A 24646-nucleotide genomic window follows, 5' to 3' on the forward strand; every position below is an offset into this window, starting at 1 on the left:
GTAGCAGTTGCAGACTAGGTCAGGGGTTGTTGCATAGTGGTAGTAGGGTCGTTCTTGGCTTGCGGGCAGCGCTTCGTCGGGAAGGCTTTTGCGCCGCGTCTTTCAGTGAAACCCGTTCCCCTCGGTACCTACGGCACTTGGCAAGGGATCCCTGGCCCCCAACAGACAGCTGAGGCGCTGGGCAACCCTGGGGTGAAGGTCATTGGATCCCCGGCGCTGCTAGCCCTGATTGAGGGGTGCAGCAACACCACTCTGCAGCCTTTTTACGAGGCGGAGGAAGCAGCCGTTGGGATCCGCTTTGCTTTGGACCACTGCTCAGCAGCAGTGGTGGGGGAGCCTTTACAGGTTCAGGTTAAGGTGGTGGAGGTAACGGGAAGGCGCGTTCAGTTTAAGGTGGAGATCCTGCAGCAGGGACGGCTCGTGATGCACGGCTCCTACACCTGTCAGGTAGTTGATTTGCCCCGTTTCCTGGCCCGCTATGGATTGAAGGCAGGGGATTAAAGCCGGGCTTGCGCTCCTTGGGGGACTGCTGCTGGCTATCTCTAGGGGGTGGTGGCTCTGCCGCCAGTCTCCCCTAGGGGCTGGCCTTAACCCTGGCGTGGCTTGACCTCCTCGCCGCCCTAACTGGGCCAGGTGCCTGCCTAGGTGTGACTTTTACCCAGGGGGTGCAGGAGCTTTTGGCAATTTCAACCTGGCAGAGCAAACCCTTGCTAAACTGCTGAGTTAAATAGCCGCTCCAGATCGAGTGCTCAGTCGTCTTAGCGAGGGGAAGACATCGTGGCAACGGGTGCCTATGCATTGGTGGATAGCCTGCATCGCCATGGGGTGCGGCACATTTTCGGCTATCCAGGAGGAGCCATCCTGCCCATCTACGATGAGCTGTACAAGGCCGAATCGCAAGGGCTACTTAAACATTTCCTAGTCCGCCACGAACAGGCTGCTGCCCACGCTGCTGATGGTTACGCCCGCGCTACGGGCAAGGTGGGGGTGTGCTTTGCCACCTCGGGGCCAGGGGCAACCAACCTGGTGACAGGCATTGCCAACGCCATGATGGACTCTGTGCCTCTGGTAGCGATTACTGGCCAGGTGCCCCGTCATCTAATCGGTACCGACGGCTTTCAGGAGACTGACATTTTTGGCATCACCCTGCCCATTGTCAAGCACTCCTACGTGGTGCGCGATCCGCGGCAGATGGCCCGGATTGTGGCCGAGGCCTTCCACATTGCCAGCACCGGGCGACCAGGTCCAGTGCTGATTGACATCCCTAAAGATGTGGGCTTGGAAGAGTTCGACTACCAGCCCGTCACTGAGGTCAATATTCCTGGCTACCGACCCACGGTGCGGGGCAACCCTCGCCAGATCCACGCGGCAGCCAAGCTGATTCTGCAGGCCAAGCGGCCCTTGCTCTACGTGGGCGGCGGGGCCATCATCTCCGGGGCCCACGCCGAGATTGCCGAGCTAGCCCACACCTACCAGATCCCGGTAACCACCACTCTCATGGGCAAAGGGGCCTTTGATGAGAATGATCCCCTCTCGGTGGGGATGCTGGGCATGCACGGCACGGCCTACGCCAACTTTGCTGTTACCGAGTGCGACCTGCTCATTGCCCTCGGAGCCCGCTTCGACGACCGCGTAACCGGCAAGCTGGACGAATTTGCCAAGCATGCCAAAGTTATCCACGTCGACATCGATCCGGCAGAGGTGGGCAAAAACCGGATCCCTGACGTGCCGATTGTGGGGGATGTACGCACCGTTTTGGTGGAGCTGTTGGCGCAGCTAAGCAAAATGCCCTACACTCCTGGCCAGACGCAAGCTTGGCTTGCACGCATCGAGCGCTGGAAACGGGACTACCCCTTGCAGGTGCCCTCCTATGAGGGTGTGATTGCCCCGCAACAGGTTATTGACGCCTTTCGACGCCATGCTCCCCACGCCTACTACACCACCGATGTAGGTCAGCACCAAATGTGGGCGGCGCAGTTTCTGCGCACCGGACCACGCCGTTGGATCTCTAGCTCTGGCCTGGGGACCATGGGCTACGGCTTCCCAGCGGCTATGGGGGTCAAGGTGGCCCTGCCCCATGAGGAAGTCATCTGCATCAGTGGCGATGCCAGCTTCCAGATGAATATGCAAGAATTGGGCACGGTGGCCCAGTACGGCATTGCCACCAAAGTGGCCATTATCAACAACGGCTGGCAAGGCATGGTGCGGCAGTGGCAACAGGCCTTTCACGGCGAGCGCTATTCCCACTCCGACATGGCTGCGGGCATGCCAGATTTTGTCAAGCTGGCCGAAGCCTTTGGTGTCAAGGGCATGCGCGTCGATCACCCCGATCAAGTAGACGATGCCATCCAGGAGATGCTGCGCCACGAAGGCCCAGTAGTGGTTGACTTTGTGGTCAAGCGGGACGAGAACTGCTACCCAATGGTGCCCGCTGGCAAAGCCAATTACCAGATGATTGGGCTGCCAGAAAAGCGGCAACTGGAGCAAGCTGCCGAGCTCATCTACTGCCCCAACTGCGGCACCAAAAACCCCAGCCTGCACAAGTTTTGTGCCGAGTGCGGCACCAAGCTCTAGAAGCGGCAGGGCTGGCCATCAAGGTAAGGAAGCGGGGATCCCAAGTTCTCTGAGAAGTTTGCAACAAGGCCCGAGCTCGGCAGCGGAAAGTCCGCAGGGATGTCGATTTATTTCAAACTGCACTCGTTTCAAAACAGCGGGGCAGCTTGGTAACCCTCCGTCCAGATTGCGTTAGCGGGACGTAGTCCTTGAGTGACTTGAGTCGCTCGCCAATGCTATCACCCACCCCGGTGAAGAAGCCGGACAGTGCTGTAAGTCAACGTGGACTGCGTAAGAATCCCCCAACTTTCCCGAGGGCACCGCTGCCGCGACTGCAAGAGAGGCGAGTGAGGCCCAAGTAGTCGGATCTTTTTCCACACAGTGCGGCTGGAGACTGCCCCCAGGTTTCAGAGGGGCCGGTAAACCCGGTAGTTGAGGTTGGGGAAGATGTTGTCCATGTATTCCACCTTGGCCAGCCACTGCTCGTCTTCGGGGGTGGCTGTTTCCCGCCGAAACTGACCCGCTTGAATCTTCTCGTAGAGGTGGTTGAAGCGCAGCAGGTGAGACTTGGTGCGGCGTACCGCATAGGGAACCATCGTCCCCGTGCGCATGATAAAGGCCCAGTCAGAAGATTGAGCCAGCATCAGCTCCCGTGCCGCCTGGTTTAGGGCCCGCCACTCCAGGTCATCAGCAGGCTCACGGCGGCTCAGCTCAATCATGCGCTCGGTAGCCTTGTGCAGGTGGGGATAGATCCAGGCATTGGTGGGGTTGAGCCAGTACTCGTGGAAGCCGCGCGCCCCCCAGCTGGACTGAGCAGGTTTGCACACCTGGTGGGTGGGGTTCTCCCGCAGGTACTCCGCCAAGTGAGTCATGCGATAGGTGTTTTGGTCAAAGTAGCTCTTGCGGATGAGGAAATCCAAAAACCAGGGTCCCTCGTACCACCAGTGGCCAAAGAGCTCGGCATCGTAGGGAGCCACCACCAGCGGCGGGCGCCCCATGACGCTGTACAAGTACTCGATTTGCCGCTGGCGGTTGAACATAAAGTTGCCCGCATGTTCGGCCGCTTTTTCTCGCGCCCAGTAGGGATCGTAGAGTTCCTTCTGCCCTAGATCTAGGTTCCGCCCCGTGATGCGGTGGTACTTGATGCCGGTGTTTTTCCGCTGGCCATTGGGCATGATGTAAGGCTTGATGTACTCGTAGTCGGCCTCATACCCCAGGTCTTTGTAGAACTCGCGATAGACGGGATCCCCGGGATAGCCCACCTCTGCCGACCACACTTGCTGCGAGGACTCGTGATCCCGCCCAAAGACGGCAACGCCGGTCTCGGTAAAAATGGGAGCGTACATGCCGTAGCGCGGCCGCGGCTTGGCATAGAGCAGGCCGTGGGCGTCGGTGATCATGTAGCGCAGGCCAGCATCAGCAACCAGCCGCTCCAACCCTTGGTAGTAGGCACATTCCGGCAGCCAGATCCCCCGCGGCCATTGGCCAAAGTGCTCGTTGTAGTGCTCGCAGGCCACAATCAGCTGCGCCCAAACCGCCTGGGGGTACATCTGCATCAGGGGCAGGTAAGCATGGGTAGCGGCGCAGGTGATGATCTCCAGGTTGCCGCTGTCTTGAAACTGCTTGAAGGCCCGCACCAGATCCCGGTCGTAGCGCTCCCAGAGATCCCGCACCATGGCAAATTGCTTGATGTAGTGCTCCGCTAGGTAGCGAATATGGCCGTTGTGGGCATTCTTGTCGTACTCCAGCTGGGCCAGCTCCTCCAACTTGGTTAGGTAGTGGTCGTAGCGCTCCTGCAGCAAGGGATCCCGCAGCATCGACACCAGAGGCGGCGTCAGGGACATGGTGAGGCGAAAGTCAATGCCATCTCGCTGCAGCCCCTCGAACATGTGCAGCAGCGGGACATAGGTCTCGGTGATGGCTTCGTAGAGCCATTCTTCTTCCAGCACAAAGTCCTGCTCAGGGTGGCGCACAAAGGGCAGGTGCGCGTGGAGTACCAAGGCAAGATAACCCATAGCAGCCAGGGATCCTCAGGGAAGATAACGGAGTCAGCTCAGCTTCCTCAGCAATAAATCTGTGGGGAAGTTAAGAGCAGGATTGCTACCTATCCTCCAGCATTTCCCCCCTGTGGTCAAGGCCTGGGATCACTGGGGATCACTCAGCGGTGACGAATGAACTCGTAGATCTCCAGATATTCTTTGCCAGGGTAGTTCCAGGAGTAGTCGTAGCTCATGCCCTGGATTTGCAGTTGGCGGAACTGGTCGGGAGCGGTATACCACAGGTCGATGGCCCGATCCAGCGCTGACTCTAGGGCTGCGTGATCCGTGTGGTAGAACACGTAGCCATTGCGTTGCTCAGGCAATTTGCGACTGTCGTAGTCGCGGTCAAAAACCGTGTCCGCTAGGCCGCCCACTCCTCTCACCACCGGAACTGTGCCGTACTTGAGGCCGATCATCTGAGTGAGGCCGCAGGGCTCGTAGTGGCTGGGTACCACGAGGATATCTGCCCCTGCATAGATAAGGTGGGAGAGTTCTTCGTTGAAGCCCAACTCAATGTGAACGTCGGGGTTGTCGTTGAGGTAGCCTTTCTCGTGGGCAAACCAGGCGCCAATTCCCGGCTCCGTTGCTGATCCCAGTAGGACAAACTGAGCATTTTTAAACAAGGAGCGGTAGATGGCATGATGCACCAAATGCACACCTTTTTGTTCATCTAGCCGCCCAATATAGGCCACAATCGGTTTCTCGGCATCTTGCAACAACAGCCGATCCCGCAGCGCCTTCTTGTTTTTGGCCTTGTTTTCCAAAGTTTGCGCTGTGTAGCGAAAAGGAATAAAGCGATCAATCTCAGGGTTCCAGATGTCATAGTCAACGCCATTCAAAATGCCCCGGAACTTGTGCTGGTGCAAGTAGAGCGTGTGTCCCAGACCGTAGCCGTAATCACCAAACCGTGCCTCCAGAGCGTGTGTGGGCGAGACTGTTGTTACAAAGTTAGAAAAAACAATTCCCCCTTTCATAAAGTTGATGGCAAAGGGGTTGAAGTTGTCACGCAAGCGATCGTAGTGGAAGTAATAAGACTCGCGGTTGAGTCCCGTGGCCCAAAGAATTTCCGGCCCGCCAAGACCCTGGTGCTTAAAGTTGTGAATGGTGTAGCATACCCGCTGGTTTTCCATGCCGTGGTACTTGTAGATCTCAAACAGTAGCACTGGCACCAGGCCCGTCTGCCAGTCATGGCAATGGATGATGTCGGGACGCTTGTTGCTCTTGAGGAGAAACTCTAGGGCAGCTTTGCTGAAAAAGGCAAAGCGCATGTTGTCATCTGGGCAGCCGTAATAACACCCCCGATTGAAAAAGTTATCGCTGGAGTGGGGCTCAATGAAAAAGCACAGGCGGCCATGCACCCAGCCGCAGTACACCGAGCAGTGAATAGCCCCGCCATACCAAGGCACCCAGAGGTCGCGGTAGGCGTCGTGCAGGCCCCAGATTTGGTCATAACGCATGGTGTCGTACTTAGGCAGAATCAGCTCGACGCAGTGCCCCCGCACTTCCAGCTCCCGGCTGAGGCCGTACACCACATCCCCTAGCCCCCCCGCCTTGATGACTGGGGCACATTCAGAGGCAATCTGCACAATGTACATTTCGAGATCTCCCGTAGCAGTGCCTTACCTTTCCTCACAAAAGATAATCCCTCCTGCCTTGGGAGCACATCTCCCGCAAGGCCAAAAAAGGATCCCCCTGGCGGGATCCTCAGCTAATTCCTTCCAGGGCTGGCTGGGGGATCTCTCAATACCACTGCTGGGCGTAGAGGCGCTGCAGCAAGTAGAACACAAACAGGGGCACGTCGACGCGGCGCTCGTCGATCATGAAAGACTCGAGAGTGCTGGGTAGGGATCCGGCAGTAGTACAGCAGAAGAACTTACGGCCATTTAGGGAGCCGTCGGCAAAGAGGACGCTAAACTGCTTCTGGCCGCCAGCAAACGAGCCAATCAGCGTCTTGCCTTCCAGGCGCAGTTGCAAATCGTGGACGCCGCGTTTTTGAAAGGCAGCAATGGCCGCTGGGATCACTTCTTCTGTAATCAGTTGCTCGAAGGGTTTTTCTTCTTTGACTTCTCTGGCGGTTTTTTTCGCAGCAGCCTTGGGAGAGTCCTGGGTGGGGGTGGTTTCTTCAGACATGGGGTAATGCTCCAACGGGGGTGCAGGAAGGGGGAAGAGAGCTAGCTTTTGGGAATGTACTGGTCCACTACTTTTTCTGCAGGGATCTGCGGGAAGCCCATGCTGTAGTTGGGGGTGCGCCCTTGCAGGTTGTAGGCAATCTCCCCTTGCTTAAGGAGAGAGCGGATGAAGTGCTCCAAGTCAGAGCCAATGCGGCGGAGGTTGTACTCGGTCAAATCCCGGCCTCTGTACTCTTCTACCAATTCCTCGAAACGGGCATAGACCTTCTGCAGGGCTGCCTCGTTCCAGACCAGCTCGTTATCGGGATCCACGTCAAGGGTCAGCACATCGTCGCGGGGCACCAGGCGGTTGTCGGGGGTAACCTCGCCAGCAAAGATGTGAACGTGGCGGGTAGTGCACTTTAGCATGGCAATCGCTCCGATCCTTCTCTTCTTCTCACAGTATCACTCCCAAGGCTGAGGTGGGATCCCTTGCCACTCCAATCCTCCTTGCCAAGGGAAGGGGAGAAGCGGGATCCCTCTGGCTTTGGGTAGGGGTTTGGACTTCAGTTTGAGGGGTGGCGGAGCAATTTTAGGTAGATTGAATTAAGTCAACAATGTTTCGCTTCATCTTACTACAAATTCTATCAAGAGGCAAGTCGTTGGGATCGTGGCCAAAGGGGTTCTCGATTTCAAGACCAATCTGCTCAACGCCAAAGAGCATAAAGGCCAACAATCCCACAATAGGACCAGTCATCCAACCCAGTTCTTCCACCATCTGAAAGGGCAAAGACAAACAGTAAAGCAGCAACAACTGCTGTAGATGCAAGGCGTAAGCCGTAGGTATGGGGGTCATCAAGATGCGCTCGCAGGCACCCAGAGCTTCCACCCTACCGTTAAGCCGTTCCACCATGATCGTTAGCTGATAGACTTCCACACGACTCTTCTCGTACTGGCGCTAGAGATAATCCCCTATCCAAAAGGCAATTTGTAAGGGGGGATAATTGAGGTTTTGAAGGCGTTGCAACTGCTCTAAGCTAAGGAGGGGCTGTAGCTCAGCGGGTAAAAATTCTTGGTGCAGGTGTTGCTTTACAGCTATGGCGAAAGCGGGCAGCAGATACAGGATTTTGATTTTCTCTTCCCGATCGCTTGGCTGCTTTTCCGCAATAGCTACCCAAATGAGACGGGCCAAGTTGCGCACCTCATTCACTAGGCTTCCCCAGGCTTTCCGCCCCTCCCAAAACCGCTCATAGGCAGTATTGGTGCGAAAGACCAGCATCAAGCTCAAAACAAGGTTGGGCACAAACGCCACCGAAGAGGGCAGCACCAGGGGCAGTCCCAACTCATGGAGCCCAGAAACCAGGATCCCTAGCAGGGCACAAAAAAGGGTGCGGGGAAGCACCGCGGGCACAACGGACCCATACAACTGCACAGCCAGGCCCAACCAGCGCAGCCCTTCCCCGGAAAGGTATTGGCGAACCATGGGATAGCGCTGGCAAGCTTGCTCTCTATCCTACCGTCTGCCCTTGCCTCAAGCAGGCTAGGATCACGGCCTTGGTCTCTAGTCGCATTTTCGCTGGCAACTCCTAGACCTTCCCGGCTCCAGGTCAGGGGTCGAGCCCGTACTTCTGGGCTTCAAAAGGCAGAAAGGCTTGGCAGTTGAGCTGGGCATACCTATAGCTAGGGCCTGGCCATCTGCAAAGAGAAGTGACCTACAACCCAAACGCCTTGTTGCTGTTTGCAGGAAGGAAGCTTTGCCGTTGGCGGAAGTTTGCAACGTTGTCTAAGTTTTTTACCTAGGCGGCATCCTTTTCGAGCACCTTCTCCGCCTTTGGCTTCTCGGCGCTGGCCAGAGGCTCGTCATCACTAGTGGGGTTATTCATCTCTTGCTTAAAGCTGCGCAATGCTTTGCCAAAGGCGCTGCCCAACTCCGGCAGCTTCTTGGGGCCGAACACAACCACTGCAATGATCCCAATCACGGCCAGCTCTGGCAGGCCCATGCCAAAGATGCTCACAGCCAGGATAGGTTCGCTCGACAGCAGGATAGCCATAAGTCCCCAAAACCCCAACAACAAAACAAGCCAACCAACCTCGCTGGCAAGGAGGAGAATTACCCTCTCCCAACTCTAGCAGGTTTTCCCGGGGGCAGAAAGGTTTGGCTGCTACCGCTATGGCTCTGGCAATCCCTGCGCTACCAAAAGCAGCAGCCGAGCACCGCTAGACTGAGATTGTTGCTTTGTTGAAGCTTGCCGATGGGCTTTCTCCTGTCTGCCGAACAAGTGCTTCAGTTCGTCACCAACCAGTGGCAGGATCCCTATGCTGTTTTGGGGCCGCAGCAGATAGAGCAGGGGGAAACGTCCTTCTGGCTGGTGCGGGCCCTGGTGCCCAATGCCAAACAGGTTTGGTTGGTAGAACGCGCCACTGGGCAGGCCTACCCCATGCAGCCGCTGTATCCAGAAACGTTGTTTGAGCTGTGCTTTGCGCCTGGCACGCCGGTTCCAGACTACTTTCTGCGGGCGCAGCGGGTCTGGGATCCGGAGGGCCAGCACTTGGAAGAGTGGGAGGATCCCTATCGCTTTCCCCTGGAGAAGGTCAACCACATCGGTGAGCTGGATCGCTACCTCTTCAACGAGGGCAACCACCACCGCATCTACGAGAAGTTGGGCGCTCATCCCATCAGCGTAGATGGGGTTCAGGGAGTCCACTTTGCCGTCTGGGCTCCCAACGCCCGCAATGTCAGTGTCATTGGCGACTTCAACCACTGGGATGGCCGCCAACACCAGATGAAGCGGCTGGGCGAAAGCGGCATCTGGGCGGTGTTCATCCCTGGTGTTGGGCCAGGAGCCGTCTACAAGTACGAGGTGAAAACTGCCTGGGGGGATATCTACGAAAAGTCAGATCCCTATGGCTTTCAGCAGGAGGTGCGACCCAAAACCGGCTCAATTGTAGCCGACCTCCACACCTATACCTGGCACGACCAGGAGTGGCTGGAAAAGCGGGCTGCCACCGACCCCCTGCGCTCGCCCATCTCGGTGTACGAGGTGCATTTGGGATCCTGGATGCACGCTTCAACGGAAGACCCCCCCGCTGATGGGCACCTGGTGCCGGTGGAGCAAAAGCCCAACACCCGCTTTCTTACCTACCGGGAGCTGGCGGACAAATTGATCCCCTATGTCAAGGAGCTGGGCTTTACCCACATCGAGCTCTTACCCGTGGCCGAGCACCCCTTCGACGGCTCCTGGGGCTACCAGGTTATTGGCTACTACGCGGTAACCTCCCGCTACGGATCGCCCCAAGACTTCATGTACTTTGTCGATCGCGCCCACCAGGAAGGGATCGGCGTCATTGTCGATTGGGTGCCGGGGCATTTCCCCAAAGATGGGCATGGGCTGGCCTTTTTTGACGGTACCCACCTCTACGAGTATGCCGACCCCCGCAAGGGCGAGCACAAGGGCTGGGGCACTTTGGTTTTCAACTACGGCCGCAACGAGGTGCGCAACTATCTAATAGCCAATGCCCTCTTTTGGTTTGACAAATACCACATCGACGGCATTCGGGTGGATGCGGTGGCCTCAATGCTCTATCTGGATTACGACCGCAAAGACTGGATCCCCAACTGCTACGGTGGGCGAGAGCATTTGGAGGCGATTGACTTCCTTCGCCAGCTCAACACCCTCATCTTCAAGTACTACCCTGGCGTTCTTTCCATTGCCGAGGAATCCACTGCCTGGCCAATGGTAACCTGGCCAACCCATGTGGGTGGTCTGGGCTTTAACCTCAAGTGGAACATGGGCTGGATGCACGACATGCTGAATTATTTTCGCATGGATCCCTGGTTCCGCCAGTTCCATCACAACCTAGTGACTTTCAGCCTCATGTATGCCTTTAGCGAAAATTACATGCTGGCTTTTTCCCACGATGAGGTGGTGCACGGCAAAAGCCACATGTTGGGCAAAATGCCAGGGGATATGTGGCACAAGTTTGCCAGTTTGCGGGCCCTCTACGGCTACATGTTCACCCACCCCGGCAAGAAAACTTTGTTTATGAGCATGGAGTTTGGCCAGTGGAACGAGTGGAATGTTTGGGCAGATCTAGACTGGGAGCTGCTGCAGTATGAGCCCCACGCTAAACTGCGCCACTACGTAGCCACCCTCAACCATCTATTGCGCTCGCAGCCAGCTCTCTACACTCAAGACACCAAGCCAGAAGGGTTCCGCTGGATTGACTGCAGCGACCATCGGGGCATTATCTCCTTTATCCGCTATGGGGAGGATCCCAGGGAGTGGCTAGTGGTAGTCTGTAACTTTACGCCGGTGGTTTGGCCGAATTACCGCATTGGCGTGCCGCAGCGAGGGTTTTACCAGGAACTGCTCAACAGCGACGCGGTAGAGTTCTGGGGCAGCGGGGTTGGCAACCTAGGGGGCAAGTGGACGGATGACTGGCCCTACCACAACCTGCCCTACTCGCTTGAGCTCTGCCTGCCTCCTCTTTCGACCTTGGTGCTGAAGTGGCAGCCGCCCCAGCCGGCTGAGAGCTCAACGTGACCTACTCCCCCACTCATGCCGACGCATAGAGTGCGGGCTTCAAGGACTACGTCCCGCTTCGCAAACAGTGACTCCCGCTACTGCGTCGGACATTTCCCGGGCTTTAGCGCTCCGCGCCGCTGGCGCGAAAAGAACGGGACGCCCCACCGCTCTGTATTTGATAACTCTCGCCGAGTTGAACCCACAGTGCGGACAGTGGTGCCAACGCTCATCCAGCTTTTTAGGCACTTCTCGACCGCACCCGGAGCACTCTTGACTGCTACCGCGGGGATTCACTGCAATCGTTAACAGCCCAGCTCTTACAGCCTTGACTGCCAGAATTTGCAGGAATTGTCCCCACCGCCATCGAGAATAGACTTACAGCCTGTTAAACCAACTTCGGAAGCAGGATGGATTGATCAGGAGTAAAGAAGTCTGCACTCTCTGCTCCATGCTCTAGTTCCCAACTCTGGAAAACTGCCGAGCAAAGTGCTTCAACACCGACCCCATCATCTCAATAGGATTTACTTCCGGTGCATACACAGGCAGGTGTAGGGTTCGCGCTCCTGTTCCCCTAATCAGTTCCTCAACTTCTCGACTCCTATGAAGCTGTCCATAATCCCAACCTTCCTCGCATCTAGCTTCGGACATAACTCACTTCTCAAAAACTGCAAAAAATTCCCCTTCTTCATCTCACCCTTGATGACATGGCAGCCAACTACTCCTCTCAGAGAAATAGCTCCAGTAACAGGATGCTTCTTCCCTTTGTGTCTCTGATGATAATGATAAGCTCTTTGACCGCGTAGATGCTGTTTCCACAAACGGGGGAGCTCCTCAAGTGTCTAGGTGCGCCTCACCAGCGGGTGTTTCGTTGCAAGAGATGTGTTTTCAAGGTAAACTGCTGTCCTAGAAGCCCAGGAGCGAGTATTGAGCTACTTGCCCTAGCCTCAGCAAGGCCACTGGCCCGTTCTATAAGGAGTTGTCGCAACTAGAAAAAGCGGCAGCAAGGGCATACTTTTGTCCATTGCTGTAGAGCTCCTTCGGGGTGGCAGTAGGCGGGCGGAGTCTTTGGAAAAGGGAAAAGACTATGCTGAATGCCTTGATCATCTTGCCAATCTTGGGATCCCTGCTCCTGTTCTTGGGGTTGGGGGGGCGAAGGCTGGCGGCGATTTTGGCCGGGATCTCGCTATCCATCTCCCTGTTTTTATTTACCCGCTTCGACTTACAGGCAACTGGCTTTCAGTGGGAGCAGCGGTGGGATTGGCTGCCGCAAATTGGACTGAGCTATTCCCTGGGCCTGGACGGACTGTCGTTGTTGATAGTGGCCCTGAACGGTCTGCTTACCCTCATTGCCATTCTGGCGGCTGAGCCAGAGGTGAAGCGGCCCAACCTCTTTTACGGCTGCATTCTGCTGATGAGTGGGTCGGTCAACGGGGCTTTTGCCGCTCAGAACCTACTTTTGTTTTTCCTCTTTTACGAACTGGTGCTGATCCCGATTTACCTGCTTATTTCCATCTGGGGCAGCCCCAAGCGGGATTACGCTGCCATCAAGTTTTTGATTTACACCGCTGTCTCTGCCATCTTCCTGTTGGGGGCGTTTTTGGCCATCTACTGGCTAGGGGATCCCCATACCTTTGAGCTGGCCGAGATTCGCATTAGCTCTCTGGGCTCTGCTGCCCAAACCCTGACACTCTTGGCGTTGATTGTGGCTTTTGGCATCAAGATGCCGCTGGTGCCTCTGCACACCTGGCTGCCCGACGCCTACGGCGAGTCTTCGCCGCCGGTGGCGATCCTGCTGGGTGGGGTGCTCTCCAAGTTGGGCACCTATGGTCTGTTTCGCTTTGGGCTGCAGTTGTTTCCCCAGGCGTGGGCAGATCTAGATGAACTCCTAGCTTGGTGGGGGGCCATTGCCGTGGTGTTGGGGGCGTTGGCAGCCATTGCCCAGAAAGACATCAAGCGCATGGTGGCCTACAGCTCCATTGGCCATATGGGCTACATCTTGCTGGGGATGGCAGCGGCCACGCCCATTAGCCTGACGGGGGCGATAGTGCAAATGATCTCCCATGGGCTAATTTTGGCGCTGCTGTTTGATCTAGTGGGCCTGGTGGAGCGCAAGGTGGGAACGCGGGATCTAAACGTGCTCAACGGCCTGCTCAATCCCCTGCGCGGCCTGCCCACGGTGAGTGCCCTGCTGATTTTGGGCGGCATGGCCAGCGCCGGAATCCCGGGCCTACTGGGCTTTGTGGCCGAGTTTTTAATCTTCCAAGGCAGCTACTCGGATTTTCCACTGCCCACTTTGCTGAGCATCTGCGGCACCGGCTTGACGGCGGTGTATTTTGTGATTTTGCTCAATCGCACCTGCTTTGGCAGATTGGACAACCGCACCGCCTACTACCCGCGTGTGCAAGGTTGGGAACGGATCCCGGCCTTTGTGTTAACCGCCTTGATCCTTTGGTTTGGCATCCAGCCTATGAACTTGGTGAAATGGCCACAACCGCTGGCCTTCACCCTATCTGCCCAGGTGGCTCAGGCCCAAACGCATACCCTGGCTTCCTATTCTCCCTGAGGACAGCTCAAAAAACCGGAAAAGATCCCACGTAGACTGAGTTGGAGACTTCTTCCATGACAACGACCCTGGTTGCTCCCAAGCTGCCCCCTTCTACTCACCCCTTTGCCGAAATAGTCCATCGCCTTGAGGCAGGGGGATCGATGCTGCCGGATACGCCGGAAAACCTGATGCAAATTATCGGCATCTACAAGGCCTATGCCGTGCCGATGGACTTCTACTGGCGGGATCTACTCTACATTGCCGAGCAGGTGTTTGTGGATCCCTTGCCCATTTTTAAGTACATCATTCCCGAAGAGTATCTGAAGCTAGCCAACCACTACGCAGGAGAAAACGCGGATTTGCGCATTTGGCGTGGCCCGGCTACTGCTCACCCGGAACTTCTGGAGTTTATGGAAAAAGGGGAGCTGAAGCGCAAGCTGCCGCGGATTCTACATCACCTTTGGCATGACCGCATCAACATGGAATTTGCTGAAGAATGTATGCGGGCCATGCTCTGGCACCGGGATATGGGGGGCCTATTGGATCCCTACATGGATTCGGAAGAGTACAAGCAAAATGCCGACCGCGCCATCCGCGCCTACTGCCAGGGCAACCCCTTGTTGATGGGGCTGTACAAGCTCTTTCCGGACATGTTTCTGGAACTTTGCCGCCAGGCCACCATGTACTCCGTGTTGGGCCTGTTTTGGGAGGTGATGGCCCCCGTCTTTTTTGAGATGAGCGATCTCTACGACGAGGGCAAAATCACCAGCGTGCCGGAGGCGATGAACTTTTTGGTTAACGCGATCTTTTCTATTGCTGGGCGGCCCATCTACCACCGGGTGCGCATTCGCGGGGAATGGTACGACATTGTGCCCAAATCCAAGGGATTTACCTGGCTATACGAGGCGGCTTTCCCCTATGTAGAAGCCGTGTTTTATCGCACCTCTCCCTTCCGCGGCACCAAGTCCTATAACGCTCAGGCCAACCAAGTACCCGTTAACCAGCTAGACTTCCACTATGGGATCCTCTACGCTGACAAGTTTCCAGTGGCCAGTGCTGGGATCCCGCCGACCCTTTTGCACCAGGATATGTACCACTTTTTGCCTCCGTATTTGGTGGAGTACTACCGCAAGCACTGCCGCGGTGAGGATGACATGCTCATCCAACTAGGAATCAGCTTCCAGCGCTCCATGTACAACGTTACTTCAGCTGTAATCCAGGCAGGGAGAGCAGCCTTTCTGTACCCTCTCGATGATCCTAATCCGCGGCATTTGATGATGAATCGCCTCTATTTTGAAGGACAGCTCAACCGCTTTACTCGACCGGAATACGGGATCCGAGAAGCAGCTCGCCTCTCCTACATTCAGGATCAAAACTATCGCTAGTCAATAACTATTGTGCCAATTGGCCACTTGAGTTAAAGTCCAACTTCTAGCAAAACAAGGATCTGGACCATGCCTGATATTATCGATATTGCAGTCTCTACTGAAGGTTTTTCCACCTTGGTTACAGCTGTGAAAGCGGCAAATTTGGTAGAGACCCTGAAAGGCCCTGGCCCTTTTACCGTTTTTGCTCCCACCGATGCAGCTTTTGCCAAGTTGCCCCCTGCCACCATTACCACTCTGGTGCAAAATATTCCCCAATTGACTCGGATCCTGTGTTACCACGTGGTGCCCGGTCGCTTGAAGAAGGCAGATTTGGCCAACTACCAAAGTGTAGGATCTGTAGAGGGATCCCCCATCGACGTGTTTATCGAAGGGGACGTGTTTGAAGTGAACAATGCCACCGTTATCCAGGCAGACATCGAAGCCGACAACGGCATTATTCACGTCATTGACACAGTCATCCTCATGCGGCCCCACTGGTTCTGGCCGCTTCTAGCCAGTGCCGATCCCCAGATTAGGCAGAGGCGGTCAGTTAGTGCCCGCTGAGGCGGTAGACCGGCAAGGTGAAGTGAAAACTGCTGCCCTTGCCGGGGATAGATTCCACCCAGATTTGACCATAGTGGGCACGCACAATGCGGCGGCAGAGGGAAAGGCCAATGCCATAGCCTTCCTGCTGCTGATCTCGCTCTAGACGCACGGCGTCAGAGAAGATCTTCTCCTGGTCGGCTTCTGGGATCCCGGGTCCGGTGTCGCTGACGGTTACCTGGATCTTGTGACTGGTGCGGTGGAGGATGGTAAGGCGAATGGATCCCTCGGCAGGGGTGTACTTGATGGCGTTGTCCAGAAGGTTGAAAATCACCTGGCGGATTTTGTCGGGATCCACGTGAACCGTGGGCAGATCTAGGGGAATATCGGCTTGAAACTGCAACTGCTTGGCTTGGATGCGGGGCAGGAGCTCCTCAATCACTGGCTGGCACAAGCTGGCCAGCTGAGTTTCCACGGCTCGAATCCGCAGCTGCGAGGCACTGCCGCGGGCCGATTCAAGGATATCGGTAATCATGCTGTCCATCTTGCGCAATTGCTGGCGGGCATGCTCGAACAGCTGCCGCTCCACTGCCTTGTCCAGGGATCCCTCCCGTCCCTGCTGTAGGGTTTCCACCGCCAGGGCTGTAGCCGTCAGAGGACTGCGCAAATCGTGGACCAGCATTGCCAGAACGCGGTCTTTAAAATCCAGCTGTTCCCGCAACTGGGCCCGCTCCTGCCGCAGCAGGAAGACCTCCTCTGACATCTGGAGCAGAGCCTCCGTGGTGGGGGGAGGGGCGGGATCCTGACCTGAGTTTTGCTGGTGGGAGGCAAGAGCCGCCTGACCCTGCCAGCGAGGCCACCACACTTCCAGTTGGGTTGCCAAGTCTTCCCCTGCCAAAACCTGGGCTGGCAAGGGCTCTGCCTTCACCAAAGCAGGGGTCACCACCAGCTTGTAGTGCTCTGCCAGGTAGGGGTGCTCTTCCAGCGGCACCACTTTTAGATGGGCAGGATATTGGCCAGGTAAGCTCTGGATGTGCCGACGCAGTTGCTCTGCCAGTTCTTCGACGTTGGCTCGGCCCTGGGCAAACAGCAGCAGCCGAATGGTGGAATGGGTGGAAGTGCGATCCAGCGAGGTTTGCATAGGCCAAAATCCAAGGGGTGGGGGCTTCAGCAGCAATGGCAGCGGACAAGACTTACCGAAGCCTAAAGCAACTCACTGTCCACGTCGTCGAACTTAGCGAAATAGGTAGGCCAGCCCCACTAGCACGGCCAACAGCCCCACCGTTGTCAAGCTAAAGTGCAGGAGGGAAGTTCTGCCTTTGCGCACCATGTGGCGCATGGCCAGGCGAACGTAGCTGGGCGGGGGGCTGACTGGCGAAGGCTGCGACATTAGGAGGTCGGGAACGCAAGCTCGACACTACCTTTAACCTAGCTCAAGCTGACCCTGTTCATACAGCGGTGGGTTGCCAGCTCAATCAAACCGGCAAGGGATCCCCAGGCACTGCCGCAGCAGCTGGCGGTACTCCTGGCCATCCATAAGAAAAGCCCCAAAGCGGGCCAGGTGCGGGTTCATCAACTGGGCGTCAAAGAGGCGAAAGCCCCGCTCCCGCAGGTGTTCCACCAACTTCACCAGTGCCACCTTCGAGGCGTTGGGAATGCGGTAAAACATCGATTCGCCGATAAAGGCCGCCCCCAAAGCAATGCCCAGGATCCCGCCTGCTAAGGTGTCTCCCTGCCAGGTTTCAAAGCTGTGGGCAAACCCCGCCCGGTGCAGGGCAAGGTAGATCTGCTTTAACTGCGGGCTAATCCAGGTTTTCGGACGAGCAGCGCAGCCCTCCACCACCTGCTCAAAAGCACGGTTGATGCGCACCTGAAAGCGACCGCCGCGCACCAAAGGCCGCAGGGAACGGGGACAGTGGAACCGCTCGTCCAGCGGGATCAGGGCGTGCTGCTCGGTGCCATACCACCCTAGGGAACCCGTTTCTTCGTCCGCCATTAGGAAGTAGCCCTGGGCATATCCCGCCAAAATAGCGCCTATGTCCATGGGCCTCTCTCAAGATTGCCATTCCGGCGAGACGCTGGCGAAATCCCCCGCCTCGACCTTGGGGTGACACTCCACGCAGCTGCTTACTCGCACCGGCGTAGGAAAGTCCACTTGCAGGTGCAAAGCCCGGAAGTAGCGAGACTCAGCAAGGCGATAAGGCACTGACTCCCCCTGCCGCAGGGGACGAGAGTTGGGCTGCAAATAGCCCCAAGCCAGTTGGAAAGCCACACCCGTCAAAGGCTGGATCTGCTGGCCGTAGTGGTCGGGATCCTGCAGCAGCTGCTGCCAGCTTTCAGTGGGCAACACTTGAGCAGGCAGCGCCACATGGCAGGTGCCGCAGCTGCGCACATACTGGGCCTGCTGCAGCTGGGTCGGGGTGAGATCCTGCTGCGCTTGTACTCCAGTTAGCAGGGATCCCATCAACCCTGCCAGAAGGGCCATCCAGCTAATAAGCCAAAATTGCCGCCGTCGTTTGAGGGGAGCCATTCACGGTTTTTCCAGGATGAGCCGCTCCTGCAACTAGTTTAGAGGAGCCCCTGAGAGGCTAGGGGCTGTTTGGCGGGCCTAATTGCGGCAGAGGGGTCCAAGACGAGCTCGGCAGGTGGCGATTTCCGCGGGGGTGAGGCTGTCCCAACTGACGTCGCGGCGCAGCACCAAGCCATTGTGACCGGTGAGAAAGCGAGGTAGCTCGGCCTGGTTGATTACGCTGAGATCCCGCATGTCGTAGGTGGTGTAGTGGGTAATCTCTGGGGAGGCGAAGTCAATATCGATGAGGGTCAGGGTTTTGCGGGGTGGCAGGGAGCTGCCCAGCAGAGGGCGGGGTCCAGAGCCGAGAAGGCCACAGTGAAGCAGCTGCAATTGCCCTTTGTGGCCAGGATAGTAGGCGTGGTGGTGGCCACTGATGTAAGTGTGGACACGGTACTTTTCCAGCAGAGCTCGTTTGGCCTCAGCCTCTAGCAGCACCTCTCCCGGATTGTCGCGCCCGACGGCAACGGCATAGAGGGGCAGGTGGCCAATTACGATGCGTAGTTTGGCCTGCTGAGCCCGCTCGCTGGCTAGCGCTGCTTCCACCCAAGCCATCTGTTCGGGGGGAATGGAGTTGCAGGTAGCGTCCCAAACGAGGTAGAAAACCCCCCCTTGTTCAAAGGTGTAGTAGAAGGGGAAATCGCCCCGATCCACAAAATTCAAGCCGGGATCATGGGCTGGATCGTTCCAGAACTCGCGGGCCAGATCCCGTTCCTTCTGAAAGAGAAGATCGCCGCGGCTGCCCCGGGCACAGGAGGCATCGTGGTTGCCCAAGGTAAAGCCGTAGGGCAGCTTGGCAGCGCGCAGCGGGCCGGCCACATGTCGGTCAAAGGCTGCCCACATGGCGCGGATGCGCTCTTCGGAAAGGCGGGGATCCTGCCCGGCCACCATGTCTCCCCCCCCCAAGACCATATCTGGCTGGAAGTAGGGGATGAGGCGGATAGCCCGATCCACCTCCGGGTCGTAATCCAGCGAGCCGTAGATGCCGTTTAGGTCGCTAATCACCAGCAGGCGTAGGTCCCGGCGGGGAGGAAGGTAGAGGCCTCGAGGCGCTTCAGGATGGGGGACAAGAGTAGGGGTGGGTTGAGGGGGTGGAGGCGGTGCACCCCTTCCTGAACTTGGCTGGGAAGCCAGGGGCTGCCGGCTGGCCCAGTAGGCCCCTGCCAAGCCAGCGCTGCTAGCCAACCCCAGCAAGCCCAGGAGTATCTTGCGCCGCCGCATCCTGCTTTTCCTCCCCCTCCAGCGGTAGTGTACTCGTAAAGTGTGTTACCTTGGGCGGAGTGGGCAATGTCCCCCCTCGGACTCAGCATGAGTTGCAACTTCCCATGCCTCGTCCTGTGGATTCTTTGGAAGCAGCCTTTGAGCGCTGCCGTGAGTGCAATCTCCGCCTAAGCCGGCAGCGCCGCTACATCTTGGAACTTTTGTGGCAATGTGGCGAGCACCTCTCTGCGCGAGAAATCTACGACCGTCTTAATCGGCAGGGTAAGCCCATTGGCCACACCTCCGTCTATCAAAACCTGGAGGCTCTGGCCAGCCACAACATCATTGAGTGCCTGGAGCGGGCCGATGGGCGCCGCTATGGCAATCGTACCCATCCCCACAGCCATGTCAATTGCCTAGATAGCAACCGCATTCTCGACGTCGAGGTGGAGTTGCCACCGGAGCTGCTGGCGGAAGTGGAGCAAAAGACCGGCACCCGCATCCACAGCTATCGCATTGAGTTTTTTGGGGTGGAAAATCCGGGGAAGAGCCACGCAGAAGGCTAAACCCAGGTCAGTAGGAGCGGTTTTGGCCCTTGCTAATCTGGGAGTGGATTTGTTCCAGCGAGCTGGCCGGAGCCAGGCACTTGCTGCCCCAACACACTAGGCCTTCCGCCCCTGGGGGCAGGGGTTCTGCTTCTGTGGGCAAAGCAAAGACGGTAGTGGGCCAGGGGCGCTGCTGGAAGGTGGGGATGTGCTCAGCTCTTAGGGTCGCCTTCACCCAGTTGCTGTACCAGTCCAGCCCAACGAATAGAGTGGGACAGACGCGTGGCTGGGTACTCATGAGCTGGGCAAAGGTTTTCAGGGCTTGCTCTGCTTGCTCCAGATAGTCCAGATTGCCCGTGAGGGCGGCCAGACGCACCAGGTTGGCGATGGCCACGCCGTTGGCTGAGGGCATGGCGTTGTCCTGAAAGTCCTTCTCCCGCACCAACAGTTCAGCGGCGCTCTGGGCATCACTGACAAAGTAGCCCCCTTTGGCTTTATCCCACAGTTGCGTGTCCATCTCCTGCTGCAGCCGGATGGCAGCCTCCAGCCACTGCTGGGAACTGGGATCCCCTGCTCTACCCAGGCAGGCCTGGTGCAGATCCAACAGGGCCTTGATGAACAGGGCGTAGTCTTCCGATTTGGCGGGCACCTGAGGTGTGCCGTCGTAGTTTAACCGCTGCAGGGATCCCGTCTCGGGGTGGCGCTGGTGGTTGAGGATAAATTGCGCAGCCCCCACAGCCAGTTGGCGATAGTCCTCGTTGCCAAACACCTGGTAGGCCCGCGCCAGTCCAGAGATCATCAGGCCGTTCCAGGAGACAATCATCTTGGTGTCCGTAACAGGTGGGATCCGCCCCGGCCAAGAGCGTTGGCGGGCCGAGCGGGCATCTACCGCGGGCGGGAAGGGGGTTCTCCGCTCTGGGGAGCCGTAGCGGGCTCGAAACAAGTGGGTCGTCAAAGCCGTTTCCACGTCCGGCGGCAGTTCTCCTCCCTGTTGGCGCTGCAGGACAATGCAGCCAGGCCGGTCGGGAAAATTGCCCCCTGGAGACAGGAAGAAAGCCTGCTGCAGGGCGCGGAAGGTTTCTTCCTCGAGCAGCTCCTGTAGCTCCTGCCAGCGCCAGACGTAGAACTCGCCCTCCTCCGGCTCCTCGTCTTCTGCTCGGGCAAAGCTGTCGGCATCCTGGGCGGCATAGAAATACCCAGCAGGGGCAGTCATCTCCCGCGCCACCCATTCCACCGTCAGGCGCACCGCCCGCTCGATGGCGGCATCTTGGATCCCGTAGGCCCACAGCTCGGAGAGAAACTCCAGGATCTGTCCGTTGTCGTAGAGCATCTTTTCAAAGTGGGGCACCGTCCAGGTGGGATCCACGGTGTAGCGGTGAAAGCCACCAGCCACATGGTCGAAGATCCCTCCCAACACCAGCGCCATTGCCCGCTCTTTGGCCCGTTCCAGGGCGGTCGGCGAGCCAGGGATCCCTTCCGGCAAGTCAAAGCGAGCCGAGCGCAGCACCAACTGGGCATAGGGCATCATGGGGAACTGCTGCACCGCCCCAGCATTGGTTAGCAAGGGCTGGATCTTGGCGATCCCAGAGCGCAGCAAGTCTGGGGGAAGGTGGTCTTGCGGCACCAGATCGCTGAGGGTGGTCAGGGCCGTCAAAATCTGGCCCTTCATCTCCTCGAGCTTGTCTTTTTCCTGGCGGTAGAACTGCAGGACGCGCTGCAGCACCGTTAGAAACCCCGGACGGCCAAAGCGGGGCTCCACCGGAAAATAGGTGCCTGCGTAGAACGGCACCAGGTCGTTGGGGGTGAGAAAGACATTGAGGGGCCACCCTCCCTGCCCGCTCATGAGTTGCAGCGCCTGCATGTAGATGCTGTCCAGATCGGGCCGCTCCTCGCGATCCACCTTGATGGGCAAAAAGTGGGCATTCAAGAAGGCGGCAATCTCCGGGTCGGAAAAGGCTTCCCCCTCCATGACCGTGCACCAGTGGCAACTGGAATAGCCAATGGACAGGAAAATGGGCTTATCCTCAGCGCGGGCCCTCTCCAGCGCCTCCGGGATCCAAGGCCACCAATCTACTGGGTTATTGGCGTGCTTGCGCAGGTAGAGGCTGGAACAGGTAGCAAGGCGATTGGCCATAGATACCCCCCTTTTGGTTTTAGGCTAGCGCGTCCTCCTCCGGAGGCTGGGCCGACCGACTCGACCGACTGTTGTTCAGGATACACTCTTGCCTAAGGGATCCCCCCTCAGGCCTGCGCCTGTTCGGCAGTCGGCAGCAGCAACTCCAGGGATCGCCCATACAGAACCAAAGTGGTGCTGGGGTTTTCCACAAAGCCAATGCGCTCGTAAAAGCCGCGCTGATGGGTAGTAAATAGGTAGATGCGTTCCACAGCCCGTAGGTGGGGATGGCTGATCAGGGTTTCCACCAGCTTGCGCCCAATGCCTTGGCGTTGGTAGTCAGAATCCACCACGATATCCCAAAGAACGGCTCGGTAAACCCCATCCGAGGTGGCGCGGCCAAAGCCAATCAGGCGCTCCCTGTCCCAGGCGCTGACCACTGGATAGCTGTGGGCAAGGGCCCGCTCCATCTCTTCCCGACGGCGATTTTGCGCCCAAAAGGCATTGCGGTTCAACAGCAGCAGGAGCTGATCCAAATCCAGATCGCCCCGCTCTAGGGAGAAGCGAATGTTGCGGTTGTCCACAGGTCGAGGAGGAGGAGCAACCAGAGGCTCAGGAGGGGGATCAGACATGGATCAAGGCCTTTGCAGCCGCAAAAGTCGACAAGGAGTCCAGGAGTTGTCCAGCAGAAGACCGGAGCTAGCTGACCGAGGCGCCGTCGGCTCTTAATCTTGCCTGCTCCAAGGCATAGACCTTGAAGCGCTCCAAGTCGGCCTGGAGGGTGTTCTCCACTACTTTACCCACAAACAAGCCGTCTAGAATCTTGCCAAGAATGCCGGGGATCTTGTAGGCCACTGACAACTTCACAATGGTGCTGCCCTTGCGATCATAAAACCGCAGTGCCCCCCGATTGGGCAGCCCTTCCACCGATTGCCAGGCAATGTGTTGGTGTTTCACCACCGTCTGGGTGCGGGAGATCCAACTGAAGGTGAGGCCGCGCGTATCTAGCGTCCACCGCGATAGGTCGTGATCCAGCACTTCCACCGAGCGGATCCACCGCATCCAACGCGGCATCAGGGCCAGGTTGGACCACAGATCCCAAACCTGTTCAATGGGAAGCGGCACCTCTACCTGACAGGTGTGCTCTAGCCAATCTAACTCTGCCATGGGGCCTCCCAAACAAGTAGAAAGGAGAACCCCCCCCTTTGCCCTGGCCACCCAGCCGCTGGGGGGATCCCTGCCTTTACAAAATTTTATACCGGCCTAAGATAACATTATCAGCCCACCTTGGGTCTATGCGCCTTTGACCAGGCAGAGTGGGGCTGATGCCCATAAGGTGAGGCAGAAGGGGGGTATCATGGTTGCCATCTGCAAGCTTCACTTGCATCAGCCCGGTGCACCCAACTCTTATTTACCTTGACGGGACGACCTTGCCATGGTTTCTCAATGGAAACAGCATCTTAAAAACTACTTTGTGGCAGGGCTGCTGGTGGTGATCCCTCTGGCCACCACCATTTGGCTGATGGTGGAAGTGGCCACCTGGAGCATTGGCTTTCTAACCAGCATTCCTAAGCCGTTTAACCCCATCCAAGGGCTGCACCCCATTCTGATTAACCTCATCAACCTAGCAGTGGGCTTGGTGACGCCAATCCTGCTCATTTTGTTGATTGGCTTTATGGCCCGCAACATTGTCGGTCAGTGGCTGCTCAACCTAAGCGAGCAGTTGCTCCATGCCATCCCGGTGGCGGGGCTGGTCTACAAGACCCTCAAGCAATTGCTCAGCGTCTTATTTGCCCCCAACAACCAGGGTTTTCGACGGGTGGTGCTGGTGGAATACCCCCGGCCAGGGATCTGGGCTTTGGCTTTTGTAACGGGCATCATTCAAACTCCCCTTCGACCGGACGGGCCGCCGCGTTCCCTTAGCGTGTTTATCCCCACCACCCCCAACCCAACCACTGGCTGGTATGCGATTGTGCCGGAGGATCAGGTGGTGGAGGTGCTCATGCCAGTGGAAGATGCCTTCAAGATGCTGATTTCCGGCGGGATTGTAACCCCCGAAACTTTTGAAGCAGGGCTCAAACGGCGGGAAGCTCTGGCAGTAGCCATGCCCAGTTTGCGGGAGCTGGTGGAACAGGAGCGGGCGGCAGAATTGGGGCGGCTCGACTCGGCAGCTAGGGAGTCGGGCCTAGAGGCGCAAGGGCTCCCGTGATCAAGGGTGTTCCTGGCTAGAGGGGTCGGCCTGCCAGAGGTGGTACTCCTTAGCCTGCTCCAGGCGTACATAGAAAGGCTGCATCTGCCGATCCAACGCCTCCACTTGGTCAGGAGGAAAGGCCTTCCAGTCGGCGCGGCTGGCCCAGCGGATAATTAGGTGAATAAGGTGAGGATCTTCTGCATCCAGCCAGACTTCCTTGCCCAAAAAACCTGGCTGTTGGCGCAGGGCAGGTCCCCAAACCCGCTCGTCCTGGAGGATAAAGGCCTGCTGCCCCCCAGGAGGAACCCGGAAGCAGAGGTGCTCGATGGTCACAGGCGAGAGGGACA

At 57.5% G+C, this 24646-nt stretch carries 23 protein-coding genes and 2 pseudogenes; 8 read left to right on the forward strand and 17 right to left on the reverse strand.

Features of this window, described 5'->3' with window-relative positions:
- The first annotated feature begins 36 nt into the window (after positions 1-36).
- Both NW827_RS02570 and ilvB read left to right on the forward strand, forming a co-directional pair.
- Positions 37-501, forward strand: a complete 465-nt coding sequence (locus NW827_RS02570; protein WP_414362744.1) for a thioesterase family protein — start codon at positions 37-39, stop codon at positions 499-501.
- A gap of 276 nt (positions 502-777) precedes the next feature.
- The gene (gene ilvB / locus NW827_RS02575) at positions 778-2574 is read left to right on the forward strand and encodes a biosynthetic-type acetolactate synthase large subunit (RefSeq protein WP_414362743.1); all 1797 of its coding nucleotides are present in this window, start codon (positions 778-780) and stop codon (positions 2572-2574) included.
- Positions 2575-2960: 386 nt separating this feature from the next.
- On the opposite strand, the gene NW827_RS02580 is transcribed toward ilvB, so the two are convergent.
- From NW827_RS02580 to tatA, 6 genes and pseudogenes are all read right to left on the reverse strand, one after another.
- On the reverse strand, positions 2961-4568 hold the full coding sequence (locus tag NW827_RS02580; protein ID WP_414403746.1) for a glycoside hydrolase family 57 protein: 1608 nt from the start codon (positions 4566-4568) through the stop codon (positions 2961-2963).
- Between the two features lie 143 nt (positions 4569-4711).
- Complete coding sequence (glgA, locus tag NW827_RS02585) at positions 4712-6187, reverse strand: glycogen synthase GlgA (RefSeq protein ID WP_414403745.1); 1476 nt, start codon at positions 6185-6187, stop codon at positions 4712-4714.
- 145 nt (positions 6188-6332) lie between these two features.
- Positions 6333-6722, reverse strand: a complete 390-nt coding sequence (locus tag NW827_RS02590) for a DUF2996 domain-containing protein (RefSeq protein WP_414362740.1) — start codon at positions 6720-6722, stop codon at positions 6333-6335.
- 41 nt (positions 6723-6763) lie between these two features.
- Positions 6764-7129: an NAD(P)H-quinone oxidoreductase subunit M gene (locus tag NW827_RS02595; RefSeq protein WP_414362739.1), complete on the reverse strand. Its 366-nt coding sequence runs from the start codon at positions 7127-7129 to the stop codon at positions 6764-6766.
- A 163-nt stretch (positions 7130-7292) separates the two neighbouring features.
- A pseudogene (locus NW827_RS02600) lies at positions 7293-8183 on the reverse strand (bestrophin family protein).
- 313 nt (positions 8184-8496) lie between these two features.
- Positions 8497-8751, reverse strand: coding sequence for a twin-arginine translocase TatA/TatE family subunit (gene tatA, locus NW827_RS02605; protein WP_414362738.1), 255 nt, complete (start codon positions 8749-8751; stop codon positions 8497-8499).
- A 201-nt stretch (positions 8752-8952) separates the two neighbouring features.
- Between tatA and glgB the strand changes: the two genes are divergently transcribed.
- Positions 8953-11244 carry a 1,4-alpha-glucan branching protein GlgB gene (glgB, locus tag NW827_RS02610; protein ID WP_414403744.1) on the forward strand — a complete coding sequence of 764 codons (2292 nt, stop codon included), beginning with the start codon at positions 8953-8955 and terminating at the stop codon, positions 11242-11244.
- 39 nt (positions 11245-11283) lie between these two features.
- Here the strand turns inward: glgB and NW827_RS02615 are convergent, their stop codons facing one another.
- The gene (locus NW827_RS02615) at positions 11284-11571 is read right to left on the reverse strand and encodes a zinc ribbon domain-containing protein (protein WP_414362753.1); all 288 of its coding nucleotides are present in this window, start codon (positions 11569-11571) and stop codon (positions 11284-11286) included.
- Between the two features lie 30 nt (positions 11572-11601).
- A pseudogene (locus NW827_RS02620) lies at positions 11602-12032 on the reverse strand (transposase); the annotation flags it as partial.
- 278 nt (positions 12033-12310) lie between these two features.
- Here NW827_RS02620 and NW827_RS02625 point away from each other — a divergent pair.
- From NW827_RS02625 to NW827_RS02635, 3 genes are all read left to right on the forward strand, one after another.
- Positions 12311-13789 carry an NADH-quinone oxidoreductase subunit M gene (locus NW827_RS02625; RefSeq protein ID WP_414403743.1) on the forward strand — a complete coding sequence of 493 codons (1479 nt, stop codon included), beginning with the start codon at positions 12311-12313 and terminating at the stop codon, positions 13787-13789.
- Positions 13790-13845: 56 nt separating this feature from the next.
- Complete coding sequence (locus NW827_RS02630) at positions 13846-15156, forward strand: CO2 hydration protein (protein ID WP_414362735.1); 1311 nt, start codon at positions 13846-13848, stop codon at positions 15154-15156.
- A gap of 69 nt (positions 15157-15225) precedes the next feature.
- Positions 15226-15702: a fasciclin domain-containing protein gene (locus NW827_RS02635; RefSeq protein WP_414403742.1), complete on the forward strand. Its 477-nt coding sequence runs from the start codon at positions 15226-15228 to the stop codon at positions 15700-15702.
- Here the strand turns inward: NW827_RS02635 and NW827_RS02640 are convergent.
- The 5 genes from NW827_RS02640 to NW827_RS02660 all read right to left on the reverse strand — a co-directional run bounded on the left by NW827_RS02640 (position 15689) and on the right by NW827_RS02660 (position 19471).
- Complete coding sequence (locus NW827_RS02640) at positions 15689-16822, reverse strand: histidine kinase (RefSeq protein ID WP_414403741.1); 1134 nt, start codon at positions 16820-16822, stop codon at positions 15689-15691. The genes NW827_RS02635 and NW827_RS02640 overlap by 14 nt on opposite strands.
- A gap of 93 nt (positions 16823-16915) precedes the next feature.
- On the reverse strand, positions 16916-17071 hold the full coding sequence (locus NW827_RS02645; RefSeq protein ID WP_414503307.1) for a DUF3285 domain-containing protein: 156 nt from the start codon (positions 17069-17071) through the stop codon (positions 16916-16918).
- 81 nt (positions 17072-17152) lie between these two features.
- A complete protein-coding gene (aat, locus tag NW827_RS02650; protein WP_414403739.1) occupies positions 17153-17725 on the reverse strand; it encodes a leucyl/phenylalanyl-tRNA--protein transferase in 573 nt (190 codons plus the stop codon).
- 9 nt (positions 17726-17734) lie between these two features.
- The gene (locus NW827_RS02655; RefSeq protein ID WP_414403738.1) at positions 17735-18211 is read right to left on the reverse strand and encodes a hypothetical protein; all 477 of its coding nucleotides are present in this window, start codon (positions 18209-18211) and stop codon (positions 17735-17737) included.
- A 78-nt stretch (positions 18212-18289) separates the two neighbouring features.
- Positions 18290-19471, reverse strand: coding sequence for a metallophosphoesterase family protein (locus NW827_RS02660; protein ID WP_414403737.1), 1182 nt, complete (start codon positions 19469-19471; stop codon positions 18290-18292).
- Positions 19472-19575: 104 nt separating this feature from the next.
- On the opposite strand from NW827_RS02660, the gene NW827_RS02665 reads away from it, so the two are divergent.
- Positions 19576-20016 (forward strand): Fur family transcriptional regulator, encoded by a 441-nt coding sequence (locus tag NW827_RS02665; protein ID WP_414362728.1) that lies wholly within the window; start codon positions 19576-19578, stop codon positions 20014-20016.
- A 7-nt stretch (positions 20017-20023) separates the two neighbouring features.
- Here the strand turns inward: NW827_RS02665 and NW827_RS02670 are convergent, their stop codons facing one another.
- The 3 genes from NW827_RS02670 to NW827_RS02680 all read right to left on the reverse strand — a co-directional run bounded on the left by NW827_RS02670 (position 20024) and on the right by NW827_RS02680 (position 23275).
- Positions 20024-22129, reverse strand: a complete 2106-nt coding sequence (locus tag NW827_RS02670) for a thioredoxin domain-containing protein (RefSeq protein ID WP_414362727.1) — start codon at positions 22127-22129, stop codon at positions 20024-20026.
- Positions 22130-22236: 107 nt separating this feature from the next.
- Positions 22237-22740, reverse strand: a complete 504-nt coding sequence (locus NW827_RS02675; RefSeq protein WP_414362726.1) for a GNAT family N-acetyltransferase — start codon at positions 22738-22740, stop codon at positions 22237-22239.
- A 67-nt stretch (positions 22741-22807) separates the two neighbouring features.
- Positions 22808-23275, reverse strand: coding sequence for an SRPBCC family protein (locus tag NW827_RS02680; RefSeq protein WP_414362725.1), 468 nt, complete (start codon positions 23273-23275; stop codon positions 22808-22810).
- A 268-nt stretch (positions 23276-23543) separates the two neighbouring features.
- On the opposite strand from NW827_RS02680, the gene NW827_RS02685 reads away from it, so the two are divergent.
- Positions 23544-24317 (forward strand): DUF502 domain-containing protein, encoded by a 774-nt coding sequence (locus NW827_RS02685; RefSeq protein WP_414403735.1) that lies wholly within the window; start codon positions 23544-23546, stop codon positions 24315-24317.
- Here NW827_RS02685 and NW827_RS02690 read toward each other — a convergent pair whose 3' ends face one another.
- Positions 24318-24632 carry a TIGR03792 family protein gene (locus NW827_RS02690; RefSeq protein WP_414362723.1) on the reverse strand — a complete coding sequence of 105 codons (315 nt, stop codon included), beginning with the start codon at positions 24630-24632 and terminating at the stop codon, positions 24318-24320. It abuts the gene before it with no gap.
- Positions 24633-24646 lie beyond the last annotated feature (14 nt).

It is taken from the genome of Synechococcus sp. H70.1 (assembly GCF_047502705.1).
GTDB lineage: Bacteria > Cyanobacteriota > Cyanobacteriia > Thermostichales > Thermostichaceae > Thermostichus.